The sequence below is a fragment of the Streptomyces sp. SD15 genome (assembly GCF_054462255.1).
On the sequence record NZ_JBTLMO010000048.1, the window covers coordinates 34,589 to 51,113 of the forward strand.

A 16,525-nucleotide genomic window follows, 5' to 3' on the forward strand; every position below is an offset into this window, starting at 1 on the left:
CGCTGTTGCCAAAGTGCAAGCGCGGGGGACAATGGCGTACGTGAACAGGACCGATGCGGGTGCGGGTGCGGTTGCGGGCGCAGGAGAGGGGGCGGGAGTGAGCTTGGCGGGGGTGCGTGGTCCTGGGGCGGAGGCGGGCGTGAATCTGCTCGGGTTGCGCACACACAACGCCGCGCTCGTGCTCGACCTGCTGCGTACGGCCGGGCCCGCCGGCATCAGCCGCCTCGAACTCGCCGAGCGCACCGGGCTGACCCCGCAGGCCGTCAGCAAGATCACCGCTCGGCTGCGGGCGGACGGTCTGGCGGCGGAGGCGGGACGCCGCGCCTCGACCGGCGGCAAACCGCGTACCGTGCTGCGGCTCGTCCCCGAGGCCGGGCACGCGGTCGGGCTGCACCTCGACCGGGACGAGCTGACGGTCGTGCTCTGCGATCTCACGGGTGCGGTGGTCGCCGAGCGGAGGGCTCCGCTCGATCTGGGGGCCGGGGCGCAGGCCGTCGTCGAGGAGGCGGCCAAGGAGGTCGAGGCCCTGCTCGCGGGAGCGGGGGTGTCCGTGGTGGGCGTCGGGGTCGCCCTGCCCGGGCCCCTCGATCATGTGCGGGGCGTGCTGCACCGGGTCACCGGGTTCCCGGAATGGGACGGGTTCGCGCTGCGGGACGCGCTGGCGGGGCGGCTCGGGGTGCCGGTGGTCGTGGACAAGGACACGAACGCGGCGGCGTTGGGGCTTGCGGTGGGTGGCGTCGGGGGCTTCGTCTCCTTCGCCTATCTGCATCTCGGTACGGGGCTCGGGGCCGGGCTCGTGATCGGTGGGGCGGTGCATCGGGGGGCCCGCACCGGCGCGGGGGAATTCGGGCATCAGGTCATCCAGTTGGACGGGCCCCCGTGCGGCTGCGGCAACCGGGGGTGCATAGAGGCGCTGTGCCTCGGTGCGGTGGCGCGCGGTGCCGTGGACGAGGCGGCGCGGGTGCTGGGGGCGGGCGCCGCGAATCTGGTGGGGTTGTTGGACATCGACCTGGTGCTGCTCGGCGGACGTACCGTCGCGGTCCACCAGGAGGCGTTCGTACGGGGTGTCGGTGCGGTTCTCGACGAGCGGGCTCGGCGGGAGGGGGCGGACGCGGTGGTTCCGGTGCGGGTCGCTCCCGGTGGGGCGCGTGGGGTTGCGGAGGGGGCGGCGCAATTGCTGTTGGCGCCGTTGTTCGGGCGGGGGGAGGGGTGAGGCTCCTTCGGGCTCGGTGGCTCACCGCTGTTTTCGTCGGACTCGGTGGCTCACCGCTGGTTTCGTCGGACTCAGCGGCTCACCGCTGGTTCCTTCGGACTCAGCGGCTCACCGCGGTCTCCCGCTCGATGCGCGACAGCTTCTCGGGATTGCGCACGACGTAGAGTCCGCTGATCAAGCCGTCGTCGATCCGCACCGCCACGACGTCGACCTCTCCGTTGAGCCGGATGACCAGAGCCGGACCGCCATTGATCTGCACCGGCTCGACCGACGCCTCGCGGCCGATCCTGGGCAGACCTTCAGCCAGGACGCGGGCCACCTGGTCGGCCCCCACGATGGGCCGCAGCACGGCCTGCCTGACTCCGCCGCCGTCACCCACGAGGACCACGTCCGGCGCGAGCAGATCGAACAGGCTCTGCAGATCGCCCGTTTCGATCGCCCCTTGGAACGCCTCGACCGCACGGCGGGCCTCAGCTGTGGAAACGACCCCGCGCGGTCGGCGCGCCGCGACGTGCGCCCGCGCCCGATGGGCGATCTGGCGGACCGCGGCCGGGTTCTTGTCGACGGCTTCGGCGATCTCGTCGTACCCCAGAGCGAACACCTCGCGCAGCACGAACACCGCCCGCTCGGTCGGCGTGAGCGTCTCAAGGACCAGCAGCATCGCCATCGAGACACTGTCGGCCAACTCGACGTCCTCGGCCACGTCGGGCGCGGTCAGCAGCGGCTCGGGCAACCAGGAGCCGACGTAGGACTCCTTGCGCCGACCGAGCGTGCGCAGATGGCTCAGCGCCTGCCGCGTGGTGATCCGGACCAGGTAGGCACGCTGATTCCGCACGGTGTCGAGATCGACGCCCACCCACCGCAACCAGGTCTCCTGTAGGACATCCTCGGCGTCGGCGGCCGAGCCGAGCATCTCGTAGGCGACGGTGAACAGCAGGTTGCGGTGGGCGACGAACGCCTCGGTGACGCGGTCCATGCGGCCGCCACGAGCGACCGGCTCGGGTGTGTCCGTTGTTCGCTCGCTCATCGCCGGCTCCTGCCCGTTCGCTGTCGACTGGCCATGCACGAGACGTCGGTCCCCACCGCTTTGTGACACCCGCGATCGGTGGCGTACGTCACATCGCCGCGCCGTCACAGGGATCGGGTCGTCGGCATCTTGTGGTCGTTCAGTGCGGCAGCGCACAACACCACGAGTGAGGACGAAGCGATGGAATCCCGTTTCAACCTGTTCGACAGCCCGACCGCCGCGAAGGTCGCCAAGCGGCTCTACAACGCCTCGTCGGCCCTGGAAGCGTCGACGCTGCCGAAGACCCTGCGGGAACTGGTGGGGGTGCGGGTCGGCCAGATCAACGGCTGCGGTTTCTGTGTCGACATCCACACCAAGGAGGCCGCGGCCGCCGGTGAAACCGCGCTCCGGCTCAACCTGGTCGCCGCCTGGCGCCACAGCACCGTGTTCACCGAGGCCGAGCGGGCCGCGCTGGCGCTCACCGAGGAGGGCACCCTGCTCGGCGACCACGGCGTGTCCGACGAGACGTGGGCCGAGGTGCGCAAGCACTACGACGACGATCAGGTCGGTGCGCTGGTCTGCCTGGTCTCCCTGCTCAACGCGGCCACCCGGATGAACGTGATCGTGCACAACCCGGGGGGTTCGTACGAGCCCGGCATGTTCGCCGCGCTCGACTGACCGGCAGACGACTCCCCGCCCGGCCGGGGCCCTGTCCTACGGGCCCCGGCCGCCTGCCGGTTGGGGGGGAGGCCTGGACGGCCTCGTCCTCAAACGCCGGACGGGCTAAAAAATATCGCCCGATGGGCTGAAGAATGCCGCTCTGCGGGCGTGATGGGCCGGGGTCGGTGTGGGGGGCGTGGCAGGGTCGGAGGGGCCGCCGTTGCCCGGTACCGCCTGACGCTCCCGATCCCTACCGCCCTCGATCGGCAAAGGCCCCCTCATGCGACTGCGAAAGTCCGTTCCCTTCGCCCTGACCGCCGCCGCCCCCGCCCTGGGTCTCGCACCCGCGTCGGCCCCCGCCCAGGCGCTCACCCCCGTGGGCGCCGCCGAGAACCTCCGCCCCACCTGCACCGCCCCGGACACCCGCGCCTTCCCCATCACGACCCGGATCCACGGCGGCCCCGCCGTCTACGACGTCGGCGGCGACTTCCGGACCTGGTACATCGACCTGACCAACACCACGGCGAACACCTGCGGCAACATCCACCCGATCGTCGTGCTCGTGGACGACCTGCGGTCGTTGCGGCCGGAGCAGACGCGGCTGGAGTTCTACGACGGCGAGCGCGCGCACCCGGTCGCCTTCGAGAAGAGCGACGCCGACGAGAGCGTGGGGGCCTTCGACGACGGTTTCCCTGGGTTCACGGTCGGCCCGGGCCGGACGCTCACCGTGAAGGTCAGGCTCTCCGTGACCTCCGACGCCGCCGTGCCGAACGACGTCGTCGCCAACGCGGCCGTGGTGCAGCGGCACAACAACGACGGGGACTGGGTGGGGGAGTCGAACGACTATCGGTTCCGGATCGATGAGGAAAAACGCGTGGCGGGCGAGCGCGACGGCGAGGAGGGCGGCGATGACGCCGGCGATGACGACAGCGCTACCAGCACAGCCACCGACAGTGGCGAAGTCCGCGGCGCTGACAGCCAAGCCGAGCCGGACGCCGTACCGGACGCCGCGCCACAGCAGACGCCGTCCTCCGACCAGATGGCCAGCACCGGCTCGGGCGCGCCGCACGGGTTGACCGCCGCGGCGAGCGCCGTCCTCTTCGCCCTCGGCGCCGCCCTCGTCGCGGCGTCCCGCTGGTTCAGGGCAGGACGCCGCTGAAGTCGCCGAAGTCGCTGAAGTCGCCGAAGCCGATGAGACCTTGCGCCCCGGCCCCGATCCCCTGGGGAACCGCGACCGGAAGCTGATCGCCGACGATCGCTAGGCTGGGCTCCCGCAGCACGGCGTAAGGCAGGAGATCGGTACATGGCAGACCGCAAGCCCATCGCATCGTGGCTCACCGACATGGACGGTGTGCTCATCCACGAGGGTGTGCCGATCCCAGGCGCCGACGCCTTCATAAAGAAGCTGCGGGAATCCGGGAAGCCCTTCCTGGTGCTCACCAACAACTCCATCTACACCGCCCGTGACCTGCACGCCAGGCTCCGGCGCATGGGCCTGGACGTGCCGGTCGAGAACATCTGGACCTCCGCCCTGGCCACCGCCAAGTTCCTGGAGGACCAGCGCCCCGGCGGCACGGCGTACGTCATCGGCGAGGCGGGCCTGACCACCGCGCTGCACGACATCGGGTACGTCCTCACCGACCACGAACCGGACTACGTCGTCCTCGGTGAGACCCGCACGTACTCCTTCGAGGCCATGACGAAGGCGGTCCGGCTGATCAAGGGCGGTGCCCGTTTCATCGCCACCAACCCCGACGAGACCGGTCCCTCCACCGAGGGTCCGCTGCCCGCCACCGGCGCTGTCGCCGCGCTGATCACCAAGGCGACCGGCAAGCAGCCGTACTTCGCGGGCAAGCCGAATCCGCTGATGATGCGGACGGGCCTCAATGCCATCGGCGCGCACTCCGAGACCAGCGCGATGATCGGCGACCGTATGGACACGGACGTCCTGGCCGGACTGGAGGCGGGGATGGAGACGTATCTCGTGCTGACCGGTCTGACCACGCGCGAGGAGATCGAGCAGTACCCCTTCCGGCCCTCCAAGGTCGTGGACTCGATCGCGGACCTCGTCGACCGCGTCTGACCGCTCCCAAGACGCCCCGAAGACCGCCCCGAAGACGCTCTGAAGAACGCTCCCAAAACACACGTACGGAGCAGTCGTGGGCGCCTCAGGATGCGCCGAACGGTCCCAAGGAGGAGTCTCCAGGTGTCTGGAGGTTTCACGATGGGTTCATGGCGACTCACTCTCTGTGCCGGGGCGGTGGTCGCGGCCGCGCTGACTCCCACCGCGTACGCGGCCGATCCCCACGACTCGGCGGTCCCGACCGACTCGACGGGCGTCTCCGTGACGCCCGTGTCCCCGGCCCCCGGCAGCGACATCCAGCTGCGGGCGCTGGGCTGCGCGGGGCGGATCGGCACCGCGGTCTCCGGGGCGTTCGTCGCGGACGCCCGGCTGACGGGTGAGGGTGGCGCGCTCGTCGGCGAGACGCGCGTACGCTCCTCGCTCACGCCCGGCACGTACGACGTCAAGGTCAGCTGCGACGGCTACGACGACAAGGTCAAGGGCGCGGTCGCGGTGGCTCGACAGGCCGGCGCGACCCCGAAGGCCCCTGCAGCCCCCATGGCGCCCGCCTCGCCCGTCGCCCCCGTGCACGCGGGTGGCGGCGGCACCGCCCACTTCGCCTCCGTCGACGCCCGGGAGACCGGCCCCGGCACCAAGCAGGCGGTGATCGGCCTCGTCCTCGCGAGCGCCGCCGCAGTGGCTGTGGCGCTGCGCGGTGCCCGCCGGGTCCGTGGCAACGCCGAGTGACATGGCCGAACGCGAGCGTTCATCCGGCGCCGGGCGCCTGCTGATGGGTGTCGCCTGGGCGATGCTGCTGGTCGGGCTGTGGCTGTGGGGCCATGAGGTGTCCGACATACGGCATGGGATATCGGCGCCGACGACGGGGGACATCGCGGCGGTCGGACGGCCGCCGGAGGTGCGGCTGCCGCCCGCGCTGAAGCCGTTGGGGAATGCCACACCGCAGCGCATCGACATTCCGTCGATGGGGGTGCAGGCGCCGGTCGTGGGGCGCGGACTCGATCCGCAGGGGGCGATCGATCCACCGCCGTTCGACCAGCCGGGCGTGGTCGGCTGGTACGCCGCCGGGGTGCGGCCGGGAGCGGCCGGAACCGCGCTGTTCGTGGGGCACGTCGACACCGAGACCCGGCCCGCGGTCTTCTACAAGCTCAGCGCGGTGCAGCCGGGCGAGACGGTCCGGGTGGTCCGCGACGACGGGACGGTCGCCGAGTTCACCGTGGACGACGTCCAGGTCTTCTCGCGCGACCACTTCGACGCCCAACAGGCTTACGGGCCAAAGGAGTCGGGGCGGGCGGAGCTGAGGCTCGTCACCTGCGGCGGCACCTTCGACCGGGCGAGTCGCACGTATACCGCCAACGTGGTCGTGTCGGCGTACCTCACCGGCGAGGGGCTGTGACGGGCGGCTCCCCGCTGCCTGCTCCCGCTACCCGCTCCCACAACCTGGCCCGGTCGACGACCCGCTCCCCCCGGGAGTCGTCGACCGGGCTGGTCCTCGACCGCGGGCGCACGGGCTGCGGGAGTAACCCGGCGTCCGGCGCGGGAGGTTCTGGGACCGATCCGAAAGATCATGGCTGGCTACAGATGACGACAACTGGCCGGGGGCCGGGGCCGTTTGAGGCAACTCTAGAACGGATGAGCGTTTTGGCCTAGAGGGTGTTTGACGCCAAGTCGACAGCGCATGGCTCTGTGTGATGTGTGCAGGTGGAGGGTGTATCGGGAGGCTTCACCGAAGGTCCGTCGAGCCCTCGAAGCCCGCGACGGCTCCCGTCGCGACCTCGGTGCGGCACCGCGCTGTAACAGCTCTCCGACAACACTCCGGCGATCTCGTGGCGAGGCGACACCTATGTCACGATTGACCCTTAGGACAGTGCACCCGAGGGGGAGTTGCATGTACGGCAGTAGGGGGGCCGGAGCTCGGGCGTCCGTGGCAGTGGCGGGGGCGGCACTGCTGCTCGCGGGGTGTTTCTCCTCGGGAGGCGGCGACAAGAGCGAAGATAGCGGCGGTAGCGACAATTCAGGGGCCGGGATCACACAACAGCCCAAGAATTCGGACCCGTTCTGGGTCAATCCGGCCGGGAACGCGGCGGAGCAGGTCGCCACGTACGTCAAGGCGGGCAAGGAGGCCGAGGCCGAGCAGATCCGCAAGATAGCCGAGCAGCCGACCGGCGAGTGGATCGGGCCGGAGAATCCGGAGGCGGAGGCGCGTGGTTTCACCGAGGCCGCGGAGAAGGCCGACCGGGACGCGATCCTGGTCCTCTACAACATTCCGCACCGCGACTGCGGCCAGTTCTCGCAGGGCGGCGCCGCGGACGGCGACGCCTACCGGGAGTGGATCGACGGGGTCGCCCGCGGTATCGAGGACCGGCCCGCGACGGTGATCCTCGAGCCGGACGCGATCCTGCACCTGGTCAACCAGTGCACCCCGGCCGAGTTCCAGGAGGAGCGCTACTTCCTGCTCAAGGGCGCCGTCACCAAGCTCAAGTCCTTGAAGAACACCAAGGTGTACCTGGACGCGGGCAACGCGGGCTGGGGGCACCCCGACCAGATCTTCGACCCACTGAAGCAGGCCGGCATCGACGAGGCCGACGGCTTCTCGGTCAACGTCTCCAACTTCTACTCGACCCAGGACTCCATCGCGTACGGCAAGCAGTTGTCCGCGAAGGTCGGCGGCAAGCCCTTCGTGATCGACACCAGCCGCAACGGCAACGGTCCGTACACGGCCGGTGAGGCCGACGAGAACTGGTGCAATCCGCCGGGGCGGGCGCTGGGTGAGAATCCGACGACCAAGACCGCCGATCCGCTGGTCGACGCGTATCTGTGGGTCAAGCGGCCGGGGGAGTCGGACGGGGAGTGCAAGGGAGGGCCCAAGGCCGGTCAGTGGTGGGCCGATTACGCGTTGAAGCTCGCGAAGGCCAGCGACTGAGGTCGGGGGCGCGGGTGGTTCGGCGGGTGCGGGTGCGTTGGGGCTTGTCGCGCCCACGCGGCGGAGCCGCACAATGTCACAGCCCCGCGCCCCTAGGTGGGTTGGGGGCGCCCTTCTTGCGGAGGGCGCCCCCAGTCACGTAACCCTCAAAAAATCAAGGCACCTTGACCCACTGTGCCTTGCTCGGTGTGCCCTGGTCGTCCGTGACGAAGAGCATGTACCAGCCGGACTCGACCAGGTTTCGGTTCTTCGGGACCGTCACCGTGATGCCGTTCTTCGTCTTCTTGAAGTCCAGGGCGATGGACTTCTGGTCGACGTCGGTGACGTGGGTGGACGCGCTCGGGCGGATCAGCCGGGCCGTCTTGATGGACGTCGCGTGCTGCGAGGTGAACGTGGCCGAGGCGCCGCGCGCGATCGTCTTCGGGCCGCCGGAGAGCGAGGGCTGCGCGTCGCGGAAGAGGTACGGCGGCGTGTAGATCTCGATGCGCTGCTCGAAGGTGGCGGGCTTGGTGTTGGCCTTGTCCGCGTACAGCGAGTTGGAGCCGAAGAACATCACGCGGCCGTCGGGCAGCAGGATCGAGCCCGAGTGGTAGTTGCGGCCCACCAGGGGGTCGGCGACCTGGTCGAAGGTGTTCGACGTGGGGTTGTAGATCCGCGCCTGGAGGATGTTGGAGTCGCTGCGGCCGCGGTAGTCCTCGGAGCCGCCGGAGACCAGGACGGTGTCGTCGGGCAGGATCGAGGACTGCGGATAGCGGGTGCCCTTCTCCAGCTCGGGCCCGTCCACGAACTTCGGGTTCTCGTCCATGAGGTCGATGAGCCGGGTCTTCTTGCTGGACAGCTTGGACTCGCCGACCCCGCCGCCGCCGATCACCATGTACTTCTCGTCCTGCGCGGGCGGCAGCAGCACCGTGCCCGCGGTCTCCATCATGTTCGGGTCGCTCAGCCCGGGCAGCTCGGTGAACTTGTTGCTCTCCAGGTCCCAGACGCCGGGGTCGCGGCCCACGTCGTCCGGTCCGTAGCCGGCGTTCGCGCCGGAGTAGAACAGCTTGCCGTTCTGCATCAGGGAGATCGCCGGGTAGGTCGGGAACTGCCGGACGCCCTCGGTGTAGGTCCACTTCTTGGTCCTGGGGTCGAAGATCTCGTTCTTGCCCGGGACCAGCTGGCCGATCTCGTCCAGACCGGAGAGGCTGAGGATCTTGCCGTCGGACAGTGTGGTCAGCGTCGGGTACCAGCGGGCCTCGTTCATCGGGTCGACCTTGATGTACTTCTCGGCGACCGGATCGAACTCGTAGGCGTCCTTGATCCCCTGGAAGTCCTTCTTGTCCAGGGCGAGCTTCTGCGCGATGCCGTACGTGTTGCGGGCGTCGGAGCCGGTCAGGCCCTGGATCCGGTAGTTGTCCTGCGTACCCGTCTCGTACTTCTGGCCGCTCTTCTGCGCCTCGACGTAGATACGGCCGAGGCCCGGGTCGTTGCGCAGGAACTTGCCGGTCGCCTTGTCGAAGACCTTCTTCGCGCGCGGGACGAGCACCGGGTCCTTGGAGACGAACGTCTTGCCGTTCTCCTTGCCGGTGAACTTGGTGCCCGCGGGCAGGGTGATCGGCTTGTCGGGGTTCTCGTTGTGGACGATCATCAGGCCGCCGGCCTTGGTGACGTCACCCTTCAGCGTCTCGTACCGCTTGGTGCCGCCGGCGATCAGCAGATTGCCGTTGGCGAGTTGCGTGTGGCCCGTGCAGAACAGGTCGCTCGGCGTCGGCACCTTCTTGATGGTCTTCTTGACCGGGTCCCAGATCCGGGTGTCGAACTGCTTCGCGTCGAAGTTTTCCTGGTTGTTGCCCGAGCCCGCGATCAGCAGCACCTTGCCGGTGTGCAGCAGGGCGGCGTGGATCGTGTTCTGCCGGTACTCCTCGGGGAACTCGACGATGTCCCAGTGCCCGTTGGCGGCTTTGTACTCGGGCTTGTTGATCGTGTACTGGTGATATTGCTCCTTGCTGACGCGGTACACCCACGGCCCGTTCATGCCGGCGAGAGCGAGCACCACCGCCCCGCCTATCGCAAGACGACGAGCACGGCGGCGACGGGCACCGTCTTTCATTTCTTACGTCCCCCAAGGGCGATCTGCATGGTCTGGTCATTGCCGCCCTGAGCCGAAGCCCAACTGGGCTTGTGCTGCGGGGCATGCGGCGCGTGTGGGGCATGCGGTGCATGCTGCTCCTGCTGGGGCACGGACGAAGGGGCTCCGGACGGCTGGGCCCCGGACGGCTGGGCCACGGAGGGCCCCGCGGGCAGGACCGCGGTCTCCTCGGATGCGGCCGACACCGGGGGCTTCTTCTTGGCCTGGCGCAGAGTCCAGCGCCAGGCCAAGATCGGCGACGCGGTGATCAGCAGGGCGAAGCAGGCCCAGATGATCATCGCGGGGTGGGAGTGCCCGAGCAGGAATCCGGCGACGATCGAGCCGGCGAAGACCAGAATGAAGAACAAGTGGATCCGGAAGGTTCCGAACAGCGTGTCCGGGCTGGCCGAATCACCCTTGGGGGTCACCACGAACTTGCTCTTGCGGCGCAGCACGGCGTCCATCAGCGAGCGGGCGTAGATCGGCGCGGAGAGCGCCGACATCATCATGCCCGCGACGCCGCCGGAGCCCTCGGGCTCGTGCGGCGAGACGTTGTGCCGGCGGTTCCAGACGTACAGGCCGATCTGCAGCGCGGACGCGTTGCCGTACAGCATCAGCCAGACCGTCGGGTCGATGTCCACGCCCGAGGCGCCCAGGCCCAGGAACAGTGCGCAACTCAGCGCCGCGAGGATCCAGTTGAGGGCCGACATCGGGTAGAAGATGATCATCATGGTGTAGTTGAAGAGCTTGCTCGGCGGCAGCGAGTACCAGCCCTTCCAATACTGCTTGAGGATCGTCTCGTACGTCCCTCGCGACCAGCGCAGCTGCTGGGTGAAGAAGTCCGTCCAGGCGTTCGGACCCTCGCCGACCGCGAGCACGTCGGGCGTGTAGACCGAGCGCCACTTCTTTCCGGTGGCGGGGTTGCGGTGGCGGTGGATCTCGAAGCCGGTCGCCATGTCCTCGGTGATCGAGTCGTACAGACCGCCGATCTGCTTCAGCGCCTTGATGCGTACGGCGTTGGAGGTGCCCACGAACATCGGCGCGCCGTAGGCGTTGCCGGCGCGCTGGATCAGCGCGTGGAAGAGGAACTGCTGGGACTCGGCGGCCTTGGTGATGGGGTTGTCGTAGTTGCCGTACACCTGCGGGCCGATGACGAAGCCGACGTCCGGGTCGCGGAAGAAGCCGAGCATCCGCTCCAGGTAGTTGGGCAGCGGTACGTGGTCGGTGTCGACCGAGGCGAAGAAGTCGTACGCGTCGCCGTGGGCCTCGAGCCAGGCGTTGTAGTTGCCGTGCTTGGTCTTGGCGCGGTGCGGGCCCTTGGCCTGGTTCCACTTCGCGACGCCCTTGCGGGAGAAGTGGTGCACGCCCAGGCGCTCGCAGACCGCCTTCACCTCGGGGTCGTCGCCCTCGTCGAGGAGCCAGATGTGCAGAAGACCCCGGTGGCGCAGCTTGACGGCCGCCTCCAGGGTCTTCGTCACCATGGCGAGGGGCTCCTTGCCGGGCACGAAGGAGGTGAGGAAGGCGACTCTGGTGCCGGTCTCGGGCACCACGGGGATGGGGTCGCGGGCGACCAGGGTCGCGTGCGCGTTCGACAGCACGTTCATGCAGCGGAAGAACTCGATCAGGCCGATCGAGACCAGCATCACGATGTCGAGCGTCGGCAGGAAGTCGTAGGCGGGGTAGTCGCGTTCGGTCCAGTGGTCGGGCTGGAGCAGCCAGCCGAGCAGGATCAGCGAGAGCAGCGGCGCCGCTCCCAGCATCAGGGCGGCCCGTATGCGGTGCGGCTCCTGGGACAGCAGCGTGCGGTACTGCACCTTGTACGGCTTGGTGGGATCGGGCTGTGTGAGGGGTCCCGCGAGCCGACTGTAATGCTCGTAGTCATATCTCGGCAGGGTGTTCTTGATCCTGCGGAATCCTCCGGTCCGGTGTCCCGGCATCCTGAGCTGTGTCGTTTCTGACGGGTCGAAGTTCTGCCGGGCGCCCGTCGGCGTCGACGTCATGAGTCATCCCCCCGCACGCACGATCGAGTGCGTGTTCGTCGGTTCTTGGCGCCCGTTGGGTCCCCCTTGACCGTCCCGGACGCATCGCTGGCCGGCCGGCGTCTCCACGTCATCCACACCCTATGGACATGGAACGACGGCCTTCCGGTTGCATGATGCCCCCCTCGGCATCTGTTCGCGAACGGGGCCCCCAACCCCCCATGCGCGCAACCGGTCCGAGCCCCCAACTGTCAGGTATCGACAGTCCCTTGAAGCCCAGGGTTCTACGCGGTTCATCATGATCGCAAGATGCGAAACGCGGTGTTAACCGGTCATACGCGCTAATTGGGACGCGTGTGCGAGGATGAGGTCACTGTCCCATACGCCGCATGCATATGCCGCGCCTCTCGTGTCCCGCCCGCGTGCCTCGTACGTACGTCTCGTACGCCCTCGCTCGTACGTCCTCAGGCGTACGCCTCTCCGTACGCCCCCGGGCGCACGCCTCCCCTGCGTGCCTCCCCTCCCCGTACGGCGAAGGGCCCCTCACTGTGGTGAGGGGCCCTTCGGTCGGTGCGCCGCCAGGGACTCGAACCCCGGACCCGCTGATTAAGAGTCAGCTGCTCTAACCAACTGAGCTAGCGGCGCGCGCTGACCCGAGAACTTTACCCGACCGGGAAGGGTGCTCCCGCACCGCGGACCCGGGGTCCGGCCCTCTCCGCATGCGGCGCTACCGGGCCGGGTACATCATTCGGACCGTCAACATGCGACACCGGAGGACAGTTGAGAAACTGGCGCGTGTGCAGAAGTGCGGAGATTTCCATCTGGAGTGTGAGGGGAATCGCATGGCGGCTCCGGTATTCGAGGAATTCGATCCCGCGAGCGGTTGCGATTGCCCCGGATGCGTGCACGGGCGGTGCGCCCTGCCCTGTTCCTCTTCTTCCTCTTCTTCCTCGTCCTCCGGCCCGGTCGGCCGTCCGGCGGCACGGGGAGCGCCGGCGCCGGCCGCGGCGGCGGGCACGGTTCTGGCCGTGGGGCAGCCGATGCCCGCCGTGGCGGTCGCGTACGGACTCGCACGGCCGGGCATCCCCGCAGGTGAGGAGCCCGACACCCCGCAGGGAAGCAAGGCCCCGCTGCACGGAGCGGGCGGAAAGCCGGCTGCGCCCGGGACGCCGGGAGGCAGGGTCAAGGTACCCATGACCACACGGGCGGAGATCATCAACCGGGCCAAGAAGGGGGTCGCCGCGCAGGTGCCGTACAGCAGGTACGCGCACTGGCCGGACGGATACCGGAAGGACTGCTCGGGCTATGTCTCGATGGCCTGGAACCTGCCGGGGAACGAATGGACGGGCAGCCTCGGCACGTTCGGCGTACGCATTTCCCGCGATCGGCTGCAGCCCGGCGACATTCTTCTCTTCCGCAATATGGCGGATCCCGAGAAAGGCTCGCACGTCGTCCTCTTCGGCGGCTGGACGGATTACACCCACACGTATGACATCGCCTACGAACAGACCCGCCGGCACGCCCGCAGGCAGGCCACCCCGCACAGGTACTGGCGCAACTCGGACCGCTATGTGCCCTACCGCTACAACAGGCCGGCCGGGAGCGCGGGTGTGGGCCCGGGTGCCGTCCTGGGCGCGGGGGCGAAGACCACGCCCTCCGGTTACCCGGGGCCGGAGACGTGGCGCCGGCTCTTCTCCTGACGCGGGCGGAACCGCGGCAGGACCGGGGCGGGGGCAGGGCTGGGGCCACGACAAGACCGGGGCCACGAGGCGGTCGGGGTCACGGCACGTCGGGATCGCGGCACGTCGAGGTCACGGCAGCTCGGGATCGCGGCACATCGAGGGCGCAGCACCTCGGGATCGCCACACGGTCGGGATCACACTTCCACGCGCGGAGGCATGGAGGCACGTATGACAACGACTACTTCACACACCCCGGACTCCGAAGGGGCGCCCTCCCGGCCCCCCGGGTCCAAGGGGCCGTCCGAGGGCGTCGGCACCCGGTCCGCCCGGCTCATCCAGAACGAGTCGACCACCGAGATCCCCGTCCACCTTCTTTTCCGGGACGACCCCGAGCCGGTGTCCGTGCCGCCCGCGCCCGCCGTCGTGGGGCGCCGGCGCGGGACCGGAGAACAGCCCCGGATCCGGCGGCCCGCGCCGGGCAGCGCGCCGCGCCCGGTGCCGGAGGTCGACCCCGAACTCGTGGAGCGCCCCGCACGGGTGTCGTCCGGAGTGGCGGGTGTGCTGGCCGGGGCCTGCGGTCTGGCCGGATGTGTACTCACCTCATGGTGGGCCGGTGTGCTGCCGCCGGCCGCGATGCGGGGGCTCGCGCTGCCCTGGTCGCCGGGCGCCGGGCTCGGGCCCGCGCAGTGGGCCGGGTACGCCGGGGCGGGCGCGCTCGGCCTGTTCGGCTTCGGCGGTCTCGCCCGCGGCCGGACCGGACGGGCCTGGGTGCTCGGCCTGTTCGGGGGGTACTGCGGCACGGTCCGGCGCACCGGGCTGCTGTGGATCAACCCGCTGGTGCGGCGCCGCCGGGTCGACGTACGGCTGCGGCACTGGCGCAGTGAGCCGATGTCGGTCGTCGACGCGAACGGGGTCGCGCTGCGGGTGGTCGTGCTCGTCGTGTGGCGGGTGCGGGACACCGCGCGCGCCACGCTCGGCGTCGAGGACCATCTGGCGTATCTGCGCGAGTGCGTGGAGGCGGCGCTGTCACGGGTCCTCTCGCGGCTTCCGGCCGAAGCGCCGCCCGCCGTCATCAAGGACGCGGCGACGCTGCGCAACACGGACGCGGTCGGCGAGGCGCTGACCCGGCTGGTCGCCGCGGACACGGCGCCGGTCGGCCTGGAGGTGTTCTCGGTGCAGCCGACCCGGATCGAGTACGCCCCCGAGATCACGGCCGTGATGCAGCGCCGCCGGATCGCGGCCCTGGACGCCCAGTGCCGCGACTCCGTGCTCACCTCCGTCGTCGACTCGGTCGAGGACACGGTGACCCGGCTGACCATGCGCGGGCTGGTCGAGCTGGACGACTACGAACGCAAGGCGTTGGTGAAGGACCTGACGGTGGCGTTCTGCACCGGGCGCAGGGAGGACTCGTCGTGAGCGGGGTGGACGGGTTCGTGAGGGCGACGGACGGGTTCGAGAGCCGGCCGGACAGATTTGTGATTGGTCTGGACATGTTCAACGCCTGCCAATAATCTGGGACTTGGTCTAGACCTGGAAATCACGCGCGCGGCTCACGGCTCACGAGAGCCTCCCCCACGTCCTCCAGGAGCGGCAGCATGCGCATACGGACGACCAGAAAAGCGAAGTGGTACGCGGCCGTGCTGGGCCTCACCACCGCGGGAGCCTTCGCGCTCTCCGCGGGCGGTGCCAGCGGTCACGGCTACACCGACCTGCCCATCAGCCGGCAGAAGCTCTGCGCCAACGGCACGGTCACCGGCTGCGGTGCCATCCAGTACGAGCCCCAGAGCGTCGAGGCGCCCAAGGGCTTCCCGGCGGCCGGTCCCGCGGACGGCCAGATCTGTTCCGGCAACCACACCAACTTCGGCGCGCTGGACAAGCCGACCACCCCCTCGGGCGCGGCCTGGCCGACGACCAAGGTCACCGGTGGGCAGAGCTACACCTTCCGCTGGCAGTTCACCGCGCGGCACTCCACCACCGACTTCCGGTACTTCCTCACCAAGACCGGCTGGAACCAGAACCACGCCCTGGCCCGCTCGGACCTCGACACCACCCCGTTCCTCACGGTCCCCTACAGCGGGCAGCCGCCCGCGACGCTCTCCCACTCCGGCACCCTGCCGAGCGGAAGGAGCGGACACCACGTCATCGTCGCGGTCTGGACGATCGCGGATACGACGAACGCGTTCTACGCCTGCTCGGACGTCACGTTCTGACCTCCCTCGGGTAGCGTCCGCGTGCGTCGTGATCGATCCCGGTCTCGGCGCACGCGGTTTCCGTGTGATGGTCCAGTACGGCTGAAGGTTCTGAGCATCCCTTGAGGCGCCGGCGCACCTCGCGCGGGTAGGTTCCCCACACATCGGAATCGGGGGAACGTCATGGACTTCTTCTTCTATCTCGTACCCGCACTGATCATGGCCGGGGCCGTCTTCATGGCGACCACGGTGATCCGCCGCTCCCTGGACATGCGGCGGGCCTGGAACAGCGGGCTGACCGCGGAGGCGCGCTGTCTGCGCTCGTACACGACGACCAGCGGCGGCGCCGGGGACACCTCCGTGTCCACGACACTGCATCACGTGTACGAGTTCAGGACGCGCGAAGGGCGCACGGTCCGCTTCGAGGAGTCGAACGGCCCGGCGACGATCGTCGAGGGCGACATCGTCACCGTCCACTACACCGCCGAGCGCCCCGACAAGGCCACGGCCCACACGCCGAGCCCGGGCAGGCTGGCGGCGGGCGCGGTGTTCATTCTGGTCCTCTGCGGGGTGATCGTCGTCTTCTGCGTCGGCTTCATGGTCGGGGTCCACGGGTTCTTCTCGACGGACGACTCCTTGATGGGCGACGGATTCTAGGAACGGGACTCCTTGAAGCCCTCTTG

The 16,525-nt window shown here is 69.4% G+C and carries 14 protein-coding genes and 1 tRNA gene; 11 read left to right on the forward strand and 4 right to left on the reverse strand.

Translation table 11 applies throughout. The features are described from left to right. Nucleotides 1-31: 31 nt before the first annotated feature. On the forward strand, nt 32-1,213 hold the full coding sequence (locus tag ACX28W_RS34390) for an ROK family transcriptional regulator (protein WP_459003922.1): 1,182 nt from the start codon (nt 32-34) through the stop codon (nt 1,211-1,213). A 100-nt stretch (nt 1,214-1,313) separates the two neighbouring features. Here ACX28W_RS34390 and ACX28W_RS34395 read toward each other — a convergent pair whose 3' ends face one another. After that, entirely contained in the window at nt 1,314-2,240 is a 927-nt protein-coding gene (locus ACX28W_RS34395; RefSeq protein WP_459003923.1) for an RNA polymerase sigma-70 factor, read from the reverse strand. Nucleotides 2,241-2,420: 180 nt separating this feature from the next. Between ACX28W_RS34395 and ACX28W_RS34400 the strand changes: the two genes are divergently transcribed. The 6 genes from ACX28W_RS34400 (at nt 2,421) to ACX28W_RS34425 (ending at nt 7,882) form a co-directional block, all read left to right on the forward strand. After that, entirely contained in the window at nt 2,421-2,897 is a 477-nt protein-coding gene (locus tag ACX28W_RS34400) for a carboxymuconolactone decarboxylase family protein (RefSeq protein ID WP_459003924.1), read from the forward strand. Nucleotides 2,898-3,159: 262 nt separating this feature from the next. Continuing rightward, nucleotides 3,160-4,038, forward strand: coding sequence for a hypothetical protein (locus ACX28W_RS34405; RefSeq protein WP_459003925.1), 879 nt, complete (start codon nt 3,160-3,162; stop codon nt 4,036-4,038). Nucleotides 4,039-4,182: 144 nt separating this feature from the next. Next, the gene (locus ACX28W_RS34410) at nt 4,183-4,962 is read left to right on the forward strand and encodes an HAD-IIA family hydrolase (protein ID WP_459003926.1); all 780 of its coding nucleotides are present in this window, start codon (nt 4,183-4,185) and stop codon (nt 4,960-4,962) included. Between the two features lie 141 nt (nt 4,963-5,103). After that, on the forward strand, nt 5,104-5,688 hold the full coding sequence (locus ACX28W_RS34415) for a hypothetical protein (RefSeq protein ID WP_459003927.1): 585 nt from the start codon (nt 5,104-5,106) through the stop codon (nt 5,686-5,688). A 1-nt stretch (nt 5,689) separates the two neighbouring features. Continuing rightward, on the forward strand, nt 5,690-6,355 hold the full coding sequence (locus ACX28W_RS34420) for a class F sortase (protein WP_459003928.1): 666 nt from the start codon (nt 5,690-5,692) through the stop codon (nt 6,353-6,355). A 492-nt stretch (nt 6,356-6,847) separates the two neighbouring features. Next, on the forward strand, nt 6,848-7,882 hold the full coding sequence (locus tag ACX28W_RS34425; RefSeq protein ID WP_459003929.1) for a glycoside hydrolase family 6 protein: 1,035 nt from the start codon (nt 6,848-6,850) through the stop codon (nt 7,880-7,882). Nucleotides 7,883-8,036: 154 nt separating this feature from the next. Here the strand turns inward: ACX28W_RS34425 and glxA are convergent, their stop codons facing one another. The 3 genes from glxA to ACX28W_RS34440 form a co-directional block, all read right to left on the reverse strand. Beyond that, entirely contained in the window at nt 8,037-9,974 is a 1,938-nt protein-coding gene (gene glxA, locus ACX28W_RS34430; RefSeq protein WP_459003930.1) for a radical copper oxidase GlxA, read from the reverse strand. Beyond that, nucleotides 9,971-11,992, reverse strand: coding sequence for a glycosyltransferase family 2 protein (locus ACX28W_RS34435; RefSeq protein ID WP_459003931.1), 2,022 nt, complete (start codon nt 11,990-11,992; stop codon nt 9,971-9,973). Before ACX28W_RS34435 ends, glxA begins: the two co-directional genes overlap by 4 nt. A gap of 550 nt (nt 11,993-12,542) precedes the next feature. Then, a tRNA-Lys gene (locus ACX28W_RS34440) sits at nt 12,543-12,616 on the reverse strand. A 383-nt stretch (nt 12,617-12,999) separates the two neighbouring features. On the opposite strand from ACX28W_RS34440, the gene ACX28W_RS34445 reads away from it, so the two are divergent. The 4 genes from ACX28W_RS34445 (at nt 13,000) to ACX28W_RS34460 (ending at nt 16,499) form a co-directional block, all read left to right on the forward strand. Beyond that, a complete protein-coding gene (locus tag ACX28W_RS34445) occupies nt 13,000-13,671 on the forward strand; it encodes an NlpC/P60 family protein (RefSeq protein WP_459003932.1) in 672 nt (223 codons plus the stop codon). A 210-nt stretch (nt 13,672-13,881) separates the two neighbouring features. After that, nucleotides 13,882-15,069 (forward strand): SPFH domain-containing protein, encoded by a 1,188-nt coding sequence (locus ACX28W_RS34450; RefSeq protein ID WP_459003933.1) that lies wholly within the window; start codon nt 13,882-13,884, stop codon nt 15,067-15,069. A gap of 179 nt (nt 15,070-15,248) precedes the next feature. Then, nucleotides 15,249-15,863, forward strand: coding sequence for a lytic polysaccharide monooxygenase auxiliary activity family 9 protein (locus tag ACX28W_RS34455; RefSeq protein ID WP_459003934.1), 615 nt, complete (start codon nt 15,249-15,251; stop codon nt 15,861-15,863). A gap of 162 nt (nt 15,864-16,025) precedes the next feature. Beyond that, nucleotides 16,026-16,499: a DUF3592 domain-containing protein gene (locus ACX28W_RS34460; protein ID WP_459003935.1), complete on the forward strand. Its 474-nt coding sequence runs from the start codon at nt 16,026-16,028 to the stop codon at nt 16,497-16,499. Nucleotides 16,500-16,525: the final 26 nt, after the last annotated feature.